This window comes from Streptomyces sp. NPDC055506, assembly GCF_053643595.1.
The window spans coordinates 14807-31709 of sequence record NZ_JBSHKH010000049.1 but is presented as its reverse complement, the minus strand read 5'-3'; the positions used below and the strand labels follow the sequence as shown (position 1 = coordinate 31709).

At 72.1% G+C, this 16903-nt stretch carries 20 protein-coding genes; 9 read left to right on the top strand and 11 right to left on the bottom strand.

Annotated features, from left to right (window positions below; all coding sequences use genetic code 11):
• Together ACWIF2_RS20120 and ACWIF2_RS20115 are read right to left on the bottom strand one after the other, a co-directional pair.
• Positions 1-288: a winged helix-turn-helix domain-containing protein gene (locus ACWIF2_RS20120; protein WP_454361902.1), complete on the bottom strand. Its 288-nt coding sequence runs from the start codon at positions 286-288 to the stop codon at positions 1-3.
• Positions 289-303: 15 nt separating this feature from the next.
• The gene (locus ACWIF2_RS20115; RefSeq protein WP_454361882.1) at positions 304-600 is read right to left on the bottom strand and encodes a GntR family transcriptional regulator; all 297 of its coding nucleotides are present in this window, start codon (positions 598-600) and stop codon (positions 304-306) included.
• Between the two features lie 158 nt (positions 601-758).
• Here ACWIF2_RS20115 and ACWIF2_RS20110 point away from each other — a divergent pair, with 158 nt between their 5' ends.
• Together ACWIF2_RS20110 and ACWIF2_RS20105 are read left to right on the top strand one after the other, a co-directional pair.
• The gene (locus tag ACWIF2_RS20110) at positions 759-1109 is read left to right on the top strand and encodes a hypothetical protein (protein ID WP_454361881.1); all 351 of its coding nucleotides are present in this window, start codon (positions 759-761) and stop codon (positions 1107-1109) included.
• The gene (locus ACWIF2_RS20105) at positions 1109-1423 is read left to right on the top strand and encodes a hypothetical protein (protein WP_454361901.1); all 315 of its coding nucleotides are present in this window, start codon (positions 1109-1111) and stop codon (positions 1421-1423) included. Before ACWIF2_RS20110 ends, ACWIF2_RS20105 begins: the two co-directional genes overlap by 1 nt.
• 7 nt (positions 1424-1430) lie before the next feature.
• On the opposite strand, the gene ACWIF2_RS20100 is transcribed toward ACWIF2_RS20105, so the two are convergent.
• On the bottom strand, positions 1431-2093 hold the full coding sequence (locus ACWIF2_RS20100) for a hypothetical protein (protein WP_454361900.1): 663 nt from the start codon (positions 2091-2093) through the stop codon (positions 1431-1433).
• A gap of 176 nt (positions 2094-2269) precedes the next feature.
• On the opposite strand from ACWIF2_RS20100, the gene ACWIF2_RS20095 reads away from it, so the two are divergent.
• Positions 2270-2644, top strand: coding sequence for a VOC family protein (locus tag ACWIF2_RS20095; RefSeq protein WP_454361880.1), 375 nt, complete (start codon positions 2270-2272; stop codon positions 2642-2644).
• Between the two features lie 20 nt (positions 2645-2664).
• Here the strand turns inward: ACWIF2_RS20095 and ACWIF2_RS20090 are convergent, their stop codons facing one another.
• Genes ACWIF2_RS20090 through ACWIF2_RS20080 form a run of 3 tightly spaced genes read right to left on the bottom strand, consistent with a single transcriptional unit; the run spans position 2665 to position 6469 of the window.
• A complete protein-coding gene (locus tag ACWIF2_RS20090) occupies positions 2665-4287 on the bottom strand; it encodes a VWA domain-containing protein (RefSeq protein ID WP_454361879.1) in 1623 nt (540 codons plus the stop codon).
• Positions 4284-5483, bottom strand: a complete 1200-nt coding sequence (locus ACWIF2_RS20085) for an AAA family ATPase (protein ID WP_454361878.1) — start codon at positions 5481-5483, stop codon at positions 4284-4286. The genes ACWIF2_RS20090 and ACWIF2_RS20085 overlap by 4 nt, the downstream gene beginning before the upstream one ends.
• A gap of 2 nt (positions 5484-5485) precedes the next feature.
• Entirely contained in the window at positions 5486-6469 is a 984-nt protein-coding gene (locus ACWIF2_RS20080; RefSeq protein ID WP_454361877.1) for a LysR family transcriptional regulator, read from the bottom strand.
• Positions 6470-6697: 228 nt separating this feature from the next.
• Between ACWIF2_RS20080 and ACWIF2_RS20075 the strand changes: the two genes are divergently transcribed.
• The 4 genes from ACWIF2_RS20075 (at position 6698) to ACWIF2_RS20060 (ending at position 9253) form a co-directional block, all read left to right on the top strand.
• Positions 6698-7261: a DUF6817 domain-containing protein gene (locus ACWIF2_RS20075; protein ID WP_454361876.1), complete on the top strand. Its 564-nt coding sequence runs from the start codon at positions 6698-6700 to the stop codon at positions 7259-7261.
• A 70-nt stretch (positions 7262-7331) separates the two neighbouring features.
• Positions 7332-8012: a helix-turn-helix domain-containing protein gene (locus ACWIF2_RS20070; protein WP_454361875.1), complete on the top strand. Its 681-nt coding sequence runs from the start codon at positions 7332-7334 to the stop codon at positions 8010-8012.
• A gap of 89 nt (positions 8013-8101) precedes the next feature.
• On the top strand, positions 8102-8770 hold the full coding sequence (locus ACWIF2_RS20065; RefSeq protein ID WP_454361874.1) for a hypothetical protein: 669 nt from the start codon (positions 8102-8104) through the stop codon (positions 8768-8770).
• Positions 8771-8920: 150 nt separating this feature from the next.
• The gene (locus tag ACWIF2_RS20060; protein ID WP_382495898.1) at positions 8921-9253 is read left to right on the top strand and encodes a DUF2516 family protein; all 333 of its coding nucleotides are present in this window, start codon (positions 8921-8923) and stop codon (positions 9251-9253) included.
• 40 nt (positions 9254-9293) lie between these two features.
• On the opposite strand, the gene ACWIF2_RS20055 is transcribed toward ACWIF2_RS20060, so the two are convergent.
• From ACWIF2_RS20055 to ACWIF2_RS20035, 5 genes are all read right to left on the bottom strand, one after another.
• A complete protein-coding gene (locus tag ACWIF2_RS20055; RefSeq protein WP_454361873.1) occupies positions 9294-10643 on the bottom strand; it encodes a PP2C family protein-serine/threonine phosphatase in 1350 nt (449 codons plus the stop codon).
• Positions 10644-10923: 280 nt separating this feature from the next.
• Positions 10924-12012, bottom strand: a complete 1089-nt coding sequence (locus ACWIF2_RS20050) for an NlpC/P60 family protein (RefSeq protein ID WP_454361872.1) — start codon at positions 12010-12012, stop codon at positions 10924-10926.
• Between the two features lie 212 nt (positions 12013-12224).
• Positions 12225-13049, bottom strand: a complete 825-nt coding sequence (locus ACWIF2_RS20045) for a class I SAM-dependent methyltransferase (RefSeq protein ID WP_454361871.1) — start codon at positions 13047-13049, stop codon at positions 12225-12227.
• A gap of 43 nt (positions 13050-13092) precedes the next feature.
• The gene (locus tag ACWIF2_RS20040) at positions 13093-13704 is read right to left on the bottom strand and encodes a dihydrofolate reductase family protein (protein WP_454361870.1); all 612 of its coding nucleotides are present in this window, start codon (positions 13702-13704) and stop codon (positions 13093-13095) included.
• Positions 13705-13810: 106 nt separating this feature from the next.
• Complete coding sequence (locus ACWIF2_RS20035) at positions 13811-14650, bottom strand: calcium-binding protein (RefSeq protein WP_454361869.1); 840 nt, start codon at positions 14648-14650, stop codon at positions 13811-13813.
• 369 nt (positions 14651-15019) lie between these two features.
• On the opposite strand from ACWIF2_RS20035, the gene mshA reads away from it, so the two are divergent.
• On the top strand, positions 15020-16357 hold the full coding sequence (gene mshA / locus ACWIF2_RS20030; protein ID WP_454361868.1) for a D-inositol-3-phosphate glycosyltransferase: 1338 nt from the start codon (positions 15020-15022) through the stop codon (positions 16355-16357).
• The gene (locus ACWIF2_RS20025; protein ID WP_382494948.1) at positions 16350-16859 is read left to right on the top strand and encodes a type III secretion system chaperone family protein; all 510 of its coding nucleotides are present in this window, start codon (positions 16350-16352) and stop codon (positions 16857-16859) included. Before mshA ends, ACWIF2_RS20025 begins: the two co-directional genes overlap by 8 nt.
• Positions 16860-16903 lie beyond the last annotated feature (44 nt).

Below are 16903 nucleotides of genomic sequence, written 5' to 3'. Positions count from 1 at the left end.
CTACTCGCCGGCCTTGGGCGTGTCGTCAGCCGACTCCGGCATCCCGATGACGTACGTGCCCTTCGCGGGCAGGGTGGCGACGAGCCCGCGTTTGCGGAGTTCGACGACTGCGCGACGCACGGTTCCGATGCTCACGCTGTACAGATCGGTCATGGCGCGTTCGCCGGGCAGTGCGGCGCCCTGCGGCAGCTTGCCGGACGCGATGTCCGTGGCGATGGCGTCGGCGAGTTTTGGCCGTGGTGGCCTCGATGTTCGTGCTGACCCATGTGCAACGACGGGGTGGTTCACCACCGAGGGGCGGCTTCAGGTGTTCGGTTCGCTTTCTTCCGGCGCGTCGCCGGTCGGCTGTTCGACGACGAAGGATCCCTTGCCTCGCACGGTGACGATCAAGCCGCGCTCGCGGAGTTCCTGTGCGGCCCGCCGTGCGGTGAGTCGTGCCACGCCGTACTCGTCGGCGAGATGGTTCTCGGAGGGGATGGGCCTGTCCGGCGCCAGCTCTCCGGACGAGATCTTGCCGGCGATCACGTCGGCCAGCTGCACATAGAGCGGTCTGGCGCTCATGGGGTCCAGCTGGGTCTTCGGAGCTGCGTTATCGCTCATACGTCCAACGTAGAGCGGTGCCGACCTGCCCGATCGTGTGGATCCCTCTGTACTTGTATGTAGAGGGCTATATCCAGGTGTAGCGTCGAAGACAGAAAAAGACCCCGGCGAGGCGGCAACCTCCCGGGGCACGGCCAACGCTTACAAGGAGCGTCGACATGCACGACCTTATCCCCCGAGCCCTCCACTGGCTCCGCCTCCTCTTCGCCCCCGGCACGGGGAAACGGCGTCGGTGCCGCCCCCGCCGTCACCTCTTCCCCCACGTGCACCTCACCCTCGTGAGCTGCCCCTCCGCATCCCAGCCCCCGCAGCTCCCCCGCCACCGCTCGCCGTACGGCCTCCCCACCCCTCTCGACGGCAGCGCCTCCGCCCTCGTTCGTCCCTACCTCACCGCTCACGAACAGGAAGCCGCCCTCCAGCAGCGCCGCCGCCTCGCGCTCGTGCTCGCCACCGACTTCGGGATCGACCTGGATCGGCACCTCGTCGGTGAGCAGGAGGTGGCAGCGTGATGGAGCTCGTGGACAGCCACGGACACGGCATGCCCCCGCCCCGGCTTCTGCCCTGGCTCTCGCCTGACGGCAAGCCCTGCTACCTGATCACCGGCAGCGACGGCGGCTGCCTTTCCCGGCTCGCCGACGACCTCGAGGCCGTCCAACTGGCCACCGGGGCCGAGGTGCTCGACCTCGCCCGCAGGGTGCTGGACGACCCGGCTTCGCCCCGCACCGAGGTGCGCTTCGCCGGCCAACGTCTCGCCGAGTGCCTGACCGACGCCCTGCGCGTCGCCGAGTCCCGGGGTCTGCGCCTGCCCGCGACGGACACGTAGGGGCGGATCAGTCGGGCCGATTGTGCTGCCACACCCGCAACGGGCCGAGCGGCTCGAAGCCGTGCCGGAGGGCGGTCGCCAGGTCGTCACCCTGCTCGTAGCCGACGACGGGCAGGGTGGGGAAGAGGTGGGCGAGCGCGTGCAGGACGACCGGCCAGGCGGCGTCGGGCCCGCCGTTCCGCGCGAAGACGTTGGAGACGCCGACCACGTGCTCGCTGTGGCTCGCCACCGCGCCGGCGGCCACTCGGCCGTCGGGGGACCGTCCCAGGATCACGAAGGTCGCCGGGTCGGCGAGCAGCCCGGGCCGGAACAGGTCCGCGTTTCCGGCACCGTCGTCCCAGGCCAGCGCCCAGGCGCGCAGCGTGTCCGGGTCGCGTGCCACGTCCCACGCGATAGCCCCGGCATCGAGGTCGGTCGCGGGTGTCTCCGCCGGACGATGGATCCACTGCGCCTCGAACAGCACCCGGAACCCCGCCTCCGCCAGCTCCAGGTCGGCGAAGCTGTCCTTGACCGAGGCGCCGGGTGAGGCCGTGTCGATCCGCGCCACGAGCGCGTCCCGGCCGGCGTCCGGCTCCAGTGTCACCGCGTCGGGGTAGTAGAGCGGCGTCCGGACCGGGGCGGCCCAGGCGTCGGTCCCGAACTCGCCCGCCACCCCGTGCGCCCGGCACATCGCCGCGCACCACTCGGCGTTGTTCCGGGCGGCGGCCCGGACCAGGAACTGCTGCGAAGTCGTCGTCACGACTGCGGATCATGACGGTGCCCACCCCGCCTCGTCGAACTGTTTAGCGACCGTCCGCTTCTAGGGTGGGCACCACGAGAGTTTCCAGAGATCGGCACGGAGGCGCGATGACCCCGCTGATGAAGTTGAGCGCGATCACCCTGGACTGCCCGGATCCGCTCGCCCTGGCGGCGTTCTACCAGGAAGCCACCGGACTCGAGCTGCACCCCGAGTCGGATGCCGGGTTCGCCGCGCTGGACGGTGAGGGCGGGTTCGACATCGGGTTTCAGCGGGTCGACGACTACCGAGCTCCGAGCTGGCCCGGCCCGGCCGTTCCGCAGCAACTGCACTGCTGCGTCAGGGTCGTCGACCTGGACGAGGCCGAGGCCCGGCTGCTGGAACTGGGCGCGGGCAGGCCGGACCAGCAGCCGCAGGAGGACAGATGGCGGGTCCTCACGGATCCCGCCGGGCATCCCTTCTGCATCGTCGGCGGTTTGTCGTGACCGGCGTGTCGTGACCGCCGTCAGATCACGCGGAAGAGATCGGCGGCCGCGTGGACGTCCGTGAGGTCCTCCACCGCGCGGAGGTTGTCGCAGAGGGCGTCCAGGACCGAGTCGGTCGCCGCGACCCGGGGGGCGCCCACGGCCACGCCGAAGAGACGGAAGCCCAGGCGGTGCTTGGCCTCGTTCCAGCCGCGGGTCCACTCCTCGGTGACGCCGCAGTCGTCGTCGGTGATCATCACGATGTCGCCGCGCCTGCGTGAGACGTCGTTGAACTCCTCCTCCAGCAGGTCGGCGGCCGCCGACAACGGTCGCTGGTAGCTGGTGCCGCCGCCGAGGAACGTCTCCGCGAAGTCGAGGGTCCGGGTGATGCCCGCCGGCTCGTCGGCCGGGAAGCGGAAGACCTTCAGCCGGTCGGCGGCGGAGAACAGGATGCCGACGAAGTCACGCCCCGCGTGACGGGCCTGGTCCAGCAGTGCCAGCGCGCACGCCTTGGCCCACGCCTCCCGGGTGATGCCGCCGGGCCCGGCCTCGAACATGGAGTGCGAGGTGTCCACGCAGGCGATGATCGCGCCCCGGCCGGTGGCCTGTTCCCCCTGGCTGTCGTAGAGCATCAGCTCCCCGGCGGCGTAGCGCACGGCGAACACCGCGCGCAGCTCGGGCAGGCCGAGGTTCGCGAGCTCGGAGGGGATGACGCGGGACAGGTCGTCGCCGAGGGTCACGCCGACCAGCTCCCCGGTGGCGTTCTCCACCTTGCGGGCGCGCTCGCCGCCGGCCATCTGCCGGAAGCGGCCGATCAGTTCGGCCCACTGCGCGAGCCGACCGGTGCGCAGCCGTTCGGCGAGCAGGGCCCGCCGGCCGAACGGCAGCCGCTCCAGCTCGCCGGATCCGACGCCCCAGGCCCGCATCAGCGCGGCCTCCTCCCGCACGACCACGGCGGCCTTCGCGGCCGCGGTCCGGGCACCGGCGCCGACACCGGGGGCCGCCGCCGCGAGGGCCTGCGCGGCACCCTGGGCGGCCTGCCGCGCGGCGGCCTCGGCGGTCTCGGCGGCCTCGATCGCCTGTTCCATGGCGTCAGCGGCCGGACCGGGCACCATGCCGTCCGCCTCGGCCTCGGCGGCGGCCCGCCGGAGCGCCTCGCTCACGGCGTCGGCCGCGTCCGCCACGTCCCCCTGGGCCCGCTTCTGCCGCTCGGCCTGCTCGCGGGCCTGCCGAGTACGCTCCAGCAGCCCCCGCAGCGCGGCGGCCTGGGCGAGTACGGCCATGGCGGCGGCGTAGGGGTCGCCGGCGGTCTCCCGGTGCAGTCCGGTGAACTCCGGGGACGCCACCAGTGAGTTGACGACCTGGTGGTTGACGAGCCGGGAGGGGTCCATCTCGGCGGGCTCGCGCAACCGGGGTCTGACCTTGTAGGCGGCCAGGAACGTGTCGGCCAGGAGGTCGCCGGCGTGGTCGTAGCGGTCGCCCAGTTCCGCGGCCAGCTCGCGCAGCCCGGCCGACTGTTCACAGGTGTCGCGCCAGGTCATCCGGTCGAACCGGTCCGCGACCACGGCCCCGGAGTGCCGCTCGGGGGCGGCGGCGGACAGGCCCAGCCACTTCCCGCCCCGGCCCGCCAGCTCGTCGAGCCGGTGGGGTCCGTCGATGCTCACAGCTGGGCCTGCACCATGCTCGCGTCCATGCCGAGGGCCTCGGTGAGCACGCGGGCGCGGACGGCGCGCTGGCGGCCGGTGACCCGGTCGATGGCGGCCGTGGAACGGCCCGCGCTCGTCGCCTCCTCGCGCAGCTTCTCCAGCCGCTTCCCGGCCATGGCGAGCTTGTTGTGGGCCTGCTTGATGACCCACTCGCTCAGCGCCTCGCGGGACTGCCCGGCCATCGCGTCGAGCTGGGCCTCCAGCTCCTCGATGGTGTCGGCCAGGTCGAGCGCATCCTTGGCGTCGGGATTGACCAGGTGCAGCACCTCGCGCTCGACGGCCGGGCGCTCGGCGGGGGAGTCCCACAGCACGTGCGTCAGCACCGACAGATCGGCCTCGGCGACCTCGGGACGGCCGTCGAGGTACGCGGACGCCTGGAGCAGTCCCACCGCCTGCCGCCAGCGGCGGTCGGAGGCGACGAGTTCCCTGCGGCGCAGGGCGGCCCGCAGCGTGCACACCGCGTCCACGATCGCGTCGGGGACGTCCACGGCCGGGACGGCCTCCGCCACGGCGTGTTGCAGGGCGGCCAGCTCGATCGTGGTGCGCTCCGGTGCCGCCGGGCGGCCGACGGCGGAGCGGACCAGTGCGGCGAAGTTCGAGGGGTCCTCCAGGTAGCCGACCTCGATCCGCACCAGCAGCCGGTCGTAGATCGCGGCCGAGTCCTCTCCGGCGGGCAGTTCGTTGCTCGCCGTGATGGCGCCGATCAGGGGGCAGCGGATCGGCTCGCCGCCGTTCTCGGGGTGGTAGATCCGCTCGTTGAGGTAGCCCAGGGTCTCGTTCAGCGCGGCCGTGGAGCATTTGAAGATCTCGTCGATGAAGGCGACATGAGCGGTCGTGGCACGGCCGTCGTAGACCTGGCGGTACTCGCCCCGGGCCAGCGCGGCGACGTCGATGGGACCGAACATCCGCGTCGGCGCGGTGAACTTCGACAGCAGGATCTCCCAGTACGCCGCCCCCTCGACCCGGCCCGTGAGCTCCCGGGCCAGCTCCGACTTCGCCGTCCCGGGCGGACCGAGCACCAGCGAGTGCTGCCCGGCCAGCAGCGTCACCACCAGCGTCCGCACCACGTCGTCCCGCTCGTAGAACCGCTCCGACAACTCGTCGCCGATCGCCCGCAGTCCCTTCGCGGTGTCCTGCGCGTCGTGTGCGTCCATGGTCAACTCCTCGCCGGTAGCGCTGCGTTGGACCGACCGGGACGGCCCTTCTCCGAAACTACGACGGTCGCCCGCTGGTCGGGCCGAGTACCTGAGGTCCGTTCCGTACAACTGCGCGCGACGGTGTCGGCGAAGGCCCGGGCGAGCGGGGTGAGGGCGTCCCAGCGGCGGCAGGCCCAGCCGACCGGGAGCGGGGGCAGGGCGGGGATGGGGACGAGGCGGAGAGGACCGTCACCCGGTACCTCCCAGCCGGGCAGGACGGGCACGACGGCGTGACCGAGGCCGAGTTCCGCCAGCAGGAGGGCGGTGTCCCAGTCGGCGACGCTGGTGCCGGAGCTGTTCCGGATGCCGAGTTCGGCGAACGCGGCGTCGAGGCGGGCGCCCGAAGTGGAGTTCTCGGGAAGCCGGATGAGGCTGATGTCGCTGAACTCGGCCGTTCCGACGCAGGGCCGGCCCGCGAGCGGGTCATCGGAGCGGACGGCCACGACCCAGGGCAGGGAGACGACGGGGCGCTGCTCGATACCGCGCACCGGGCCGTCGATGGTCACCCAGGCGAGGTCGAGGTCGCCGGCGGTGAGGGCGTCGAAACAGTCGCGGCTGGAGGTCTCCGTCCGAAACTCCAGACTGACCTTCGGGTGGCGACGCCGGAAGGCGACGACGGCCTCGGCCATGAAGTGCCGCACCGTGGTTCCGCCCGTGGTGACGCGCACGGCGCCGCTGTCGCCGTTGACCAGGTCCCCGAGACGCCGCAGGGCCAGATCCAGACCGGAGATGCCGTCCGAGGCGGCGTCGCGCAGGACGCGTCCCGCGGGTGTGGGCACGACACCCCGGGGCCGGCGCTCCAGGAGGCTCACGCCGGTCTCCCGCTCGAGCCGCTTGACGTGCTGGCTCACGGCCGACTGGGTGCGGCCCAGCTCCCGGGCGACGGCACTGAGGCTTCCCGCCCGGCACACGGCCACGAAGACGCGCAGATCGTCAAGAGTCACAACTCCAAGCTACAGCTTGGGTGTTGCGAGAAATCCATAGGATTGACTGAGGTCTTGGAGCCCAGGAGGATCAAGGCAGGGCCCGGGCGGCAACCCGTCCGGCGCTTTCGCGGGATCCGGACCACAGGCGAAGGCGCGGACGGGTGCCGACCCTTCCCTGACGGAAGGACGCTGACGGGAGGATGCCGTGTCCCCTCCCTGACGGAAGGACGCTGACGGAAGGACGCCGTGTCCACCACCGACCCTGCCGCCGCCGACCGGGCGATCGCGCTGCTGCACCGGCTCGGTGCCGCGGAGATCGCCCATCCGGGCGGCACGCTCATCGCCCATCTCCAGCGTGTCCGGCTCCGCCTCGCCGCCTGGGGCGCCCGCCCCGCCCTCCAGCTCGCGGGCCTGTGCCACGCCCTCTACGGCACCGACGGCTTCCCCGTCGCCCCGCTGTCCCCGGACAGCCGCTCCGACCTCGTGGACGTGATCGGCGCCGAGGCCGAAGCGATCGTGTATCTCTACGCGTCCTGCGACCGGCAGGCCACCTATCCGACGCTCGTGGACGCCGACGGTCCGTTCCGGGACCGGTTCACCGGCCGCCTTCGGACTCCGGACCCTCGACACCGACGAGACTTCGCGGAGCTGTCCGTCGCCAACGAGCTCGACCTCGCCCGCATCGACTCCGCTTTCCGGGAGAAGTGGGGACCCGAGCTCCTCACCCTGTTCACCCGCTTCCGGCCCCTGCTCAGCGAGCCGGCCTGGTCGGACTGCGAGCGGGTGCTCGCGGGGGCGCCGAAGGGCTGAACGGGTGGCATGGCGCACTATTGCAAGCGAGTGCTTGCAATAGTTAGCGGGATGCGGCACCGTGGAGGGCATGGCATCGCTCAACGTCGGCAATCTCGGTGACTACCTGCGCGAGCAGCGGCGCAACGCGCAGCTGTCGCTGCGGCAGCTCGCCGACGCCGCCGGGGTGTCCAATCCGTATCTGAGCCAGATCGAGCGCGGGCTGCGCAAGCCGAGCGCGGAGGTGCTGCAGCAGGTCGCCAAGGCCCTGCGGATCTCCGCCGAGACGCTGTACGTGCGGGCGGGCATTCTCGACGCCGAGCGGGACCGGGACGAGGTGGAGACGCGTGCCGTCATCCTCGCGGACCCGACGCTGAACGAGCGGCAGAAGCAGGTGCTGCTGCAGATCTACGAGTCCTTCCGCAAGGAGAACGGGTTCGGGACCGGCGACGGCTCCGACGGCCCCGGCGACGGTGCCGCCGTCGTCGAGTTCGTGGTCGCCGAAGGCACGGCGGACGCGGACGGGGACGCCCCGGACGGCGGCACCGAGATACGTGGGCGGACCCGCACGGCCGGCGGCGGCCGGTCCGCCGAGGACCGCACCCCCGAGAGAGAAGGCGGTGCGCCGGCCGCCCGCCGCACCAGCAAGAACACCGGCGGTACGTCCGCCACCCGCCGCACCCGCAAGAACACCGGCGGTACACCCGCCGCCCGCCGGCCCCGCAAGGCCACCGGCGGCAGTGACACCGACCCGCAGCAGACGGCCGGCTGAGCCGGACCAGGGCACCGGCCGCTCCGCTGCGGATCACACCACCCTCAGCCGAACCCTCAAGCGAGAAAGAATCCGGGAGGACCCTCACCATGGCCATCACCGACGACCTGCGCAAGACCCTCAGCGACCCGACTCCGCTCTACTTCGCCGCGGGCACCGCCGACCTCGCCCTCCAGCAGGCGAAGAAGGTGCCGGCCCTGGTGGAGCAGCTGCGGGCCGAGGCTCCGGCGCGGATCGACGCCGTACGCAACACCGACACCAAGGCCGTCCAGGAGAAGGCGTCCGCCCGGGCCAAGGAGGCCACCGCCCGCGTCAAGGAGACGCAGGAGACCCTCCAGACCAAGGTCACGGGCTTCATCGGCTCCCTCGACGCCGACTTCAAGAAGCTCGGCAGCAACATCGACGCCGACCTGAAGAAGTTCGGCGAGAGCGCCCAGGACTTCGCGCTGCGCGGGGTCGGCGTGGCCGCCGAGTACGCCGTCAAGGCCCGGGAGACCTACGAGAAGGTCGCCGAGCACGGCGAGCAGGCCGTGCGCACCTGGCGCGGCGAGGCCGCCGAGGGCATCGAGGACGTCGCCGAGGGCGTCGAGGAGCTGGCCGTGGCCGTCGAGCCGAAGGCCGAGCCGGTCGAGGTCAAGGAGGAGCCGGCGAAGCCCGCAGGCACCAAGGCCCAGGCCACCCCGGAGCGGAAGGCGCCCGCCGCCAAGAAGGCTCCGGCACGCAAGCCCGTCGCCAAGAAGACGCCGCCGGCGAAGTAAGCGCGGAGGAAGCAAGCGCGGAGGAAGCCAGCGCGTAGGAAGTAAGCGCGGAGGCTGACGCGGGCCGGGCACCCTGGGGGTGTCCGGCCCGTTGTACGGGTACGGTGACCGCGTAGGGACGAGCCGAGTCTGGTGGTGGACGTTGTGCTGATGCAGGGCTTCGCAGGGTTTATGTGGCTTCTGAGCATGGCCCTGATCATTTTCAGCGGCTTCGCGCTGTTCGACGCCGCCGTGCGGCGGGAGGACGCGTACCGCGCGGCCGACAAGAAGACCAAGCCGTTCTGGCTGATCATCCTCGGTCTGGCCTTCGTGGTGAACCTGCTCTTCCCGATCCTGTCGTTCCTGCCGATCATCGGGCTCATCGCGACGATCGTGTACATGGTCGACGTCCGCCCGGCCATCCGCGCGCTCCCCGGCGGCGGCCGGAGCCAGCGGGGCTCCAGCAGCGACGGCCCGTACGGCCCCTGGAACGGCGGCCGGTAAACCCCCGTAGGCACCGCCTGGGCAGCGCCGGAGCCCGGGGCTACGGCACCCGGTCCAGCAGCAGTACCGCCACGTCGTCCGTCAGCTCGCCACCGTTGAGTTCGCGCACCTCGTTCACCGCCGCGCGCAGCAGCCGCTCGCCCCGCAGCCCCTCGGCGAACTGGCGGCGGATCATCTCGGTCATGCCGTCCTGGCCGAGCCGCTCCCGGCCCTGGCCGATATGGCCCTCGATCAGGCCGTCGGTGTAGAGCATCAGGCTCCACTCGGCACCCAGCTCCACCTGCATACGCGGCCAGCGGGCACCCGGCAGCAGCCCGAGGGCCGGTCCGTTGTTGTCGTACGGCAGCAGCCGGGCCGGTTTGCCCGGGCGGGCCAGCAGCGGCGACGGGTGACCCGCCAGGCACAGGCCGGCGCGGCGGCCGTCCGGCGCGATGTCCACCGTGCACAGCGTCGCGAAGATCTCGTCGTCGGCCCGCTCGTGCTCCAGCACCTGCTGGAGCGTGCCCAGCAGCTGGTCGCCGCACAGGCCCGCCAGCGTCAGCGCGCGCCACGCGATCCGCAGCTCCACCCCGAGGGCGGCCTCGTCCGGGCCGTGGCCGCACACATCACCGATCATCGCGTGCACGGTGCCGTCCGGCGTACGGACGACGTCGTAGAAGTCACCGCCGAGCAGGGCCCGCGAGCGGCCCGGGCGGTAGCGGGCGGCGAACCGCAGCGGAGAGCCCTCCAGCAGCGGGGTCGGCAGCAGACCGCGCTCCAGGCGGCGGTTCTCCTGGGCCCGCAGGCGGCCCTCGGCGAGCCGGCGCTCGGCCGACTCTGAACGCTTGCGCTCCACCGCGTAGCGGATCGCCCGGCTCAGCAGCCTGCCGTCCAGCTCGTCGCGGAACAGATAGTCCTGGGCGCCCACGCGCACCGCCTCCGCACCGCGCTCGGCGTCGCCCGACGCGGTCAGCGCCAGCACGGCGTGCCGGGGCGCGAGCTCCAGGACGTGCTTGAGTACGGCGAGCTCGTCCTCGGAGTCGCTGTGGCCCGGCGCGGGCAGCGCCAGGTCCAGCAGGATGCAGTGGACGTCGTCGGTCAGCAGCCGCCCGGCCTCGGTCAGATTGCGGGCCGTGCGGACGCGGATCGGCTTGCCTGCCTGGTCGAGCATGTCCGGCACGATCGGCGAACCGGCCGGGTCGTCCTCGATCAGCAGCAGGGTCAGATTGGTGTGGGCGGTGTTGTTCTCCACCTTCTCCGTGCTGTTCCCGGCGGTGTCCGGTGTGCGCGGGGCCGCGGTCGAGGCGTCCTTGACGGAGTCCTCGGCGGAGCGGGCACACGGGGACGCGGCCTGCGCCTGACCACTCTCCACGGCCGGGATCGCTCTCTGCCGCGGTATGGGTACGGGCATCGTCTTGGGTTCCTTCCCTCCCCCCGAGGGCATGGCGGGGGCGAGGGACCTCGACCCACCGACGGGGACCATAGCGGGTGTCGGCGCCGCATTGGAATGGTGTGAGCCACGCCGCTACGCCATCGGCCAGTGTCATATGCCGCGATATGTGCCGCAGTTGGACAGGCCGGAGATGCTGCGGAGATGACGAACGTCACGTCAGCACCGCGTTTGTCAGGTGGCCCGGCGTGCGGTGGGTCACGTGGGCCGGGTCACCAAAGGTGCCCGATGCCCGATATGTTCACCCGGCGTCGGTGCCGGGATCCGGCCGTACCACCCCGAGGATAGGCATGGATCCCGCTCCCGCGACGGTGATGTCCCGCCCGGGCCGCGGGGCGTGCACCATCGCCCCGTCGCCGATGTACATCGCGACATGGCTGGCGTCGTCGAAGTAGATGATGAGGTCGCCGGGCCGCATGTCCTGGACGTCGATGTGCCGCAGCTGCTTCCACTGCTCCTGCGAGGTGCGCGGTATGCCGCGGCCGGCGGATATCCAGGCCTGTGAGGTCAGGCCGGAGCAGTCGTAGGTCTTCGGGCCCTCGGCGCCCCACTGGTACGGCTTGCCGATCTGGGCCGTGGCGTATTCGACGGCCTTCCTGCCCTGGTCGGTCGCCTTGCCGCTGATCTCGTCGAGGACGCCGGAGCCGAGCCAGGCGGACTGGGCCTTGGCCGCGGCCGCCTTCTCCAGCTCGGCGAGGCGCTTCTGCTCGTCCTTCCGCAGCTCGGACTCGACCTTCTCCGCCTGCTCGATCTGCTTCTCGATCTTCTTCTGCGCGGCGGCCTTGGCCTTACGGCCCGCCTCCAGTTTCTTCCACTGCGCGGAGGCGTCCTTGGCGTACTGCTCCAAGTCCTCCTGGGTGCGGCTCAGTTCGCCGATCAGGCCCTTGGCCGCGTGCTGGCCCTGGCGGACCCGGACCGCTCCCTCGAGGAACTCCTGCGGGTCGTCGCTGAGCGTCAGATGGGCTTCGGGCGGCAGCCCGCCCCCGCGGTACTGCGCGGCGGCCGAGGCGCCGGCGCGGTCCTTCAGCTTGGCCAGCTTCTCCTTGCCCTTGACGATCTTCTTGGCCAGTTCGACGATCTCGGCGGACTGCTTGTCCGCCTTCTCCTCGGCGGCGTTGTACTCGTCGGTGGCACGGCCGGCGGCGCGGTAGAGCTTGTCGAGTTTCTTGCGTACGGCCTCGAGGTCCTTGCTGGGCCCGGGAGTCGGGCTCGCGCTCGGCGTCGGCTCCGGGCCGGGGCTCGCGAACGCCGTGCCCGGAGCCGCCAGCACGGTGATCGCGCAGACCACTGTCACAGCCGTCGCGATCAGGCCACGCTTGCCCGCTGCCATACCCCAGCCCCCAACTGATTAACCGTCAGTAACATCCGGTTCGTCTGGGGATGCTGCCACGACGGCGCCCAAAGCGACAGGGGTAGTGCTTCCCGCCGCCCCCGCACCGGTATGCCCCCGGCATGCCGATCTCCCCGCCTGTGTGACGAACGACTCAAAGAGATCGTTCCCGGGCGGGCCGAGCCGGTCCATTCCGGGCCATGGCGGAGAGGTCAGCCCCGAGGGGCCAACGCCTCCCACCGCACCGTCACTTCGCCCTGCCGCCACCGCACCGGCCCGTCCGCCACCGGCCAGTCCGCCCTCAGGTCCCGTACCGCCCGGATCCACCGCTGTCGGGCGCCGTAGGAGGCGTAGGGCGCGGCGGCCGCCCAGGCGCGGTCGAAGTCGCGCAGGAAGGCGTGCACCGGCTCGCCCGGGACATTGCGGTGGATGAGCGCCTTCGGCAGGCGCTCCGCCAGATCCGAAGGGCGCTCCAGGGAGCCCAGCCGGGTCGCGAAGGTGACCGTGCGCGGCCCCTCCGGGCCGAGCGCGACCCACACGTGCCGCCGCCCGATCTCGTCGCAGGTCCCCTCGACCAGCAGCCCGCCGCGCGCACCGGTGGCCGGGTCGGCCGGTGCGAGCCGTCGGCACAGCCGCTCCCACACGGCCGCGACCTCGCCCTCCTCGTACTGCCGCAGCACGTTCGCCGCCCGGACGAGCAGGGGCCGCTGCGGGAGGGGGATCTCGAAGCCGCCGTGCCGGAAGACGAGCCCCGCCCGCTCGTACGGCAGCGCCGCCGCGACCCGGGCGGGCTCGATCTCGACGCCCACCACGCGCGCGCGTGGCGCGACCGTACGCAGGCGGTGCAGCAGCTCGACGGCCGTCCAGGGGGCGGCGCCGTAGCCGAGGTCGACCGTGACGGGGTCGGCGGCACGGCGCAGCTCCGCGCCGTGCGTGGCCGCGATCCAGCGGTCCATACGGCGCAGGCGGTTGGGGTTGGTCGTCCCGCGCGTCACCGTTCCCACGACGCGGGGGCGGGTCGCCGGGCGGGAGGTCATGCGTACGAGGGTATGCGGCCCCCGGGGTGGCCCTCGGGTCTCCTCAGGTGCCGCCCCCGTACGTCCCGAACTCGGGAACCCCCGTCGACTCGAAGACATGCACCGCCAGCCCGCCCGGCGTCGTCCGGTGGTCGGTGAGCCGCAGCCCGGCCGGTGCCCCGCCGTCCGGGAAGAGGCGGCGGCCCTGCCCCACCACGACCGGGGCGATCACCAGCCGCAGCGTGTCGATCAGCCCGGCGGCCAGCAGGGACTGCGCGAGCCGGGCGCTGCCGTGGATCTGGATCTCCCGGCCGGGCAGCCGCTTCAGCTCCGCGACCTGGGCCGGGACGTCGCCGGACAGGATCGTGGTCGGGTTCCAGCCGGCCGTGGTCAGGCTGTGGGAGGCGACGTACTTCGGCAGGCCGTTCAGTACGGCGGCGAGGGGATGGTCGGTCATCGTCGGCCAGTCCCGGGCGAAGTTCTGGTAGGTACGGCGGCCGAACAGCAGCGCGTCCGCCTCACCGAGCCAGCTGCCGGCCATCCGCTCGAACTCCTCGTCCAGATGCGGCACGAACCAGCCGCCCCGCTCGAAACCGTCGCTGGTGTCCTCGTCCGGGGCGCCCGGCCCCTGGGAGACACCGTCGAGCGTCAGGAACTCCTGCACCACGAGCTTCATCGTGACCCTCTCCTCTCCTCAGTGAGTCAGACGCCCCGGGACGCGGAAACTCATCGGCCCCCGCGTCCCCCTTCGAAAGAGGAGCCGTCAGTCCTGAGAGGAGCCGTCAGTCCTGGCGGACGATGTTCCTGCCCGGGCCGCCGGAGAGCGTGTCCGCGCCGGGCCCGCCGTACAGCTCGTCGTCGCCGCTGTTGCCCCAGATCCGGTCGGCGCCGCTGTTCCCGTACAGGATGTCGTTGCCCCTGCCGCCGTAGATCTCGTCGTCGCCGGCCCCGCCGTAGACCGTGTCGTCACCGTCGTCGGCGCGCAGGATCTGGTCGCCCGCACCGCCGCGCAGGACGTCGTCGCCCGCACCGCCGTCCACGATCTCGCCTTCGGCGCCGGCGTAGAGGGTGTCGTCGCCGTCCCCGCCGCCGGCGAACCCGTGCGCGCCCACCCTGATGGTGTCCTCGCCCGCCCCGCCCCGCACCGACGTGCCGTCGACGCGGTTGCCGGTGGCGCCCGTCCACTGGTCGGCGCCGGCGCCCAGCTCGACCGTGTTGAAGTAGTAGATCTGGTCGGTGGCGTTGTCGAACGAGGCGGTGTCGGCGCCGTCGCCGAGGTCCATCTCCATGGAGTTGAGCGGGGACTGGCTCTCGGGGGCCTCGACCGTGCAGGAGATCCTGGTCTTGTCCGCGCTGTCGGGATGGCCGCAGCCGGTCCCGGTGCTGATCGGGACGACGTCGTCGATCACGTAGGTGAACTGCGAGCGGTCATCGGTGTACGACTGGGTGATGGCCACCTTGTTGGCCTGCCCGGGGGCGGCCGTGTAGGTGAGGTGCCAGCCGTACTCGTTCACCGAGGCGGTGGCCGTCGGTGCCGCGGCCGCGGCCGGGCCCGCCAGGGCGATCGGGACGGCCAGGACTGTGCCGAGAACGGGCGTGAGAACCGTCGCCGCGCGTAACATCCGGCGGCCGATGAGGCGAGAGGGCATTGCGGAACCTCCGTGAGGCAGTTGTCGATCCTTTCGTTGCTTGTGACCCGTGGGGCGGAAGCGCGGTTGTCCGCAGGACCGGGATCGACAGCCATTTCACGACCGGGACAACGCCCGTGACCTGCGATTTCCGATCGAGTTCACCTGTCGGTCATGCTCCCGGGCCCGGAGGCTGCGGGAGGCTCGAACCCTCGAACGGTTGAGCGGCGACCGGTAATGATTCGGTAAAAGTCGCGAACAGGGAAACGAACGAGGAAATGGAGTGCCCCCTTCCGGTGTTACCCCCGTGCAGGGCACAGCGAGTCCTGCGTGAGGCATGCCCGGAGCGAGGAGGAACGCCACGTGAGCCAGTACATCGGCAGGCTCGGGCGGCGCTCCGCGTCCGCGCCCGCGCGACTGAGGCTGCACCGCAGGCCCCGCCGGGTGGCCATGCTCTCCGTGCACACCTCCCCGCTCCACCAGCCGGGCACCGGCGACGCCGGCGGCATGAACGTCTACATCGTGGAGCTCGCGCAGCGCCTCGCCGCGCAGGGCGTCGAGGTCGAGATCTTCACGCGCGCGACCGCGGCCGCCCTCCCGCCGACCGTCGAACTGGCCCCCGGCGTCCTCGTCCGGCACATCGACGCCGGCCCCTACGAGGGCCTCAACAAGGAGGACCTCCCCGCCCAGCTGTGCGCCTTCACCCACGGCGTCATGCAGGCCTGGGCCGGCCACCGCCCCGGCCACTACGACCTGGTCCACTCCCACTACTGGCTCTCCGGCCACGTCGGCTGGCTCGCCGCCCAGCGCTGGGGCGTCCCCCTGGTGCACGCCATGCACACCATGGCCAAGGTCAAGAACGCCAACCTGGCCGACGGCGACAGCCCCGAGCCGGCCGCCCGCGTCATCGGCGAGACCCAGATCGTCGCCGCCGCGGACCGCCTCATCGCCAACACCACCGAAGAGGCCGACGAACTGGCCCGGCACTACGCGGCCGACCCCGACAAGCTCGCGGTGGTCCACCCCGGCGTGAACCTCACGCGCTTCTCGCCCGCCGACGGCCGCGCCGCCGCCCGCGCCCGTCTCGGCCTGCCCCAGGACGCCCTGATCCCGCTCTTCGCGGGCCGCATCCAGCCCCTGAAGGCCCCCGACGTGCTGCTGCGGGCCGTCGCCGTCCTCCTCGACGAGCGCCCCGAACTCCGCTCGCGCATCCACGTCCCCGTCGTCGGCGGCCCCAGCGGCAGCGGCCTCGCCAAGCCCGAGGGCCTGCAGAAGCTCGCCGCCCGCCTCGGCATCGCGGACGTCGTACGGTTCCGCCCGCCGGTCGGCCAGGAACAGCTCGCGGACTGGTTCCGCGCCGCCTCCCTCCTGGTCATGCCCTCCTACAGCGAGTCCTTCGGCCTGGTCGCCATAGAGGCCCAGGCGGCGGGCACCCCGGTGCTCGCGGCGGCGGTCGGCGGCCTGCCCGTGGCCGTGGACGACGGACACACCGGCTTCCTCGTACGCGGCCACAACCCCGCCGACTACGCGCGCGTGCTGCGCGACTTCGCCGACGACCCGCAACTGGCGCCCCGCATGGGCGCGCAGGCCGCCCGCCACGCCCAGTCCTTCGGCTGGGACACCGCGGCCGCCGCCACGGCGGACGTCTACACGGCCGCGATGCAGGCGCACCGCCGTCGCGTACGCTCGCACCATGGGTGAAACCGGTCAGGAACAGCGCGCGGCACAGGTCATCGAGGGAGTGCTGAAGGACGCCGACCTGGAGTGGGAGAGCCCCGAGCCCGGCACCTACGTCGCGCAGCTCCCCGGCACCCGCAAGCTCAAGACCACGCTCTCCCTGATCGTCGGCCGCCACTCCCTCTCCCTGAACGCCTTCGTCATCCGCCACCCCGACGAGAACGAACCGGCCGTCCACCGCTGGCTGCTGGAACGCAACCTCAAGCTCTACGGCGTGAGTTACGCCGTCGACCAGCACGGCGACGTCTACGTCACCGGACGGCTCTCCCTCGCCGCCGTCACCGCCGAGGAACTGGACCGTCTGCTCGGCCAGGTCCTGGAAGCGGCGGACGGCAGCTTCAACACCCTCCTGGAGCTGGGCTTCGCCTCGGCGATCCGCAAGGAGTACGAGTGGCGGGTGTCCCGGGGCGAGTCGACGCGCAACCTGGACGCGTTCGCGCACTTGACGCAGCGCCCGGAGCGCTGATCGGCCGGCGCGCTGATCACTTGGCGCGCTGATCACTCGGCGCG

What these genes read in the sequence shown, in the direction of transcription:
- ACWIF2_RS20115 (WP_454361882.1), bottom strand. Translation starts at nt 600, where the DNA reads ATGAGCGATAACGCAGCTCCGAAGACCCAGCTGGACCCCATGAGCGCC.
- ACWIF2_RS20110 (WP_454361881.1), top strand. Translation starts at nt 759, where the DNA reads ATGCACGACCTTATCCCCCGAGCCCTCCACTGGCTCCGCCTCCTCTTC.
- ACWIF2_RS20105 (WP_454361901.1), top strand. Translation starts at nt 1,109, where the DNA reads ATGGAGCTCGTGGACAGCCACGGACACGGCATGCCCCCGCCCCGGCTT.
- ACWIF2_RS20100 (WP_454361900.1), bottom strand. Translation starts at nt 2,093, where the DNA reads ATGTGCCGGGCGCACGGGGTGGCGGGCGAGTTCGGGACCGACGCCTGG.
- ACWIF2_RS20095 (WP_454361880.1), top strand. Translation starts at nt 2,270, where the DNA reads ATGACCCCGCTGATGAAGTTGAGCGCGATCACCCTGGACTGCCCGGAT.
- ACWIF2_RS20085 (WP_454361878.1), bottom strand. Translation starts at nt 5,483, where the DNA reads ATGGACGCACACGACGCGCAGGACACCGCGAAGGGACTGCGGGCGATC.
- ACWIF2_RS20070 (WP_454361875.1), top strand. Translation starts at nt 7,332, where the DNA reads ATGGCATCGCTCAACGTCGGCAATCTCGGTGACTACCTGCGCGAGCAG.
- ACWIF2_RS20065 (WP_454361874.1), top strand. Translation starts at nt 8,102, where the DNA reads ATGGCCATCACCGACGACCTGCGCAAGACCCTCAGCGACCCGACTCCG.
- ACWIF2_RS20060 (WP_382495898.1), top strand. Translation starts at nt 8,921, where the DNA reads ATGCAGGGCTTCGCAGGGTTTATGTGGCTTCTGAGCATGGCCCTGATC.
- ACWIF2_RS20055 (WP_454361873.1), bottom strand. Translation starts at nt 10,643, where the DNA reads ATGCCCGTACCCATACCGCGGCAGAGAGCGATCCCGGCCGTGGAGAGT.
- ACWIF2_RS20050 (WP_454361872.1), bottom strand. Translation starts at nt 12,012, where the DNA reads ATGGCAGCGGGCAAGCGTGGCCTGATCGCGACGGCTGTGACAGTGGTC.
- ACWIF2_RS20045 (WP_454361871.1), bottom strand. Translation starts at nt 13,049, where the DNA reads ATGACCTCCCGCCCGGCGACCCGCCCCCGCGTCGTGGGAACGGTGACG.
- ACWIF2_RS20040 (WP_454361870.1), bottom strand. Translation starts at nt 13,704, where the DNA reads ATGAAGCTCGTGGTGCAGGAGTTCCTGACGCTCGACGGTGTCTCCCAG.
- ACWIF2_RS20035 (WP_454361869.1), bottom strand. Translation starts at nt 14,650, where the DNA reads ATGTTACGCGCGGCGACGGTTCTCACGCCCGTTCTCGGCACAGTCCTG.
- ACWIF2_RS20025 (WP_382494948.1), top strand. Translation starts at nt 16,350, where the DNA reads ATGGGTGAAACCGGTCAGGAACAGCGCGCGGCACAGGTCATCGAGGGA.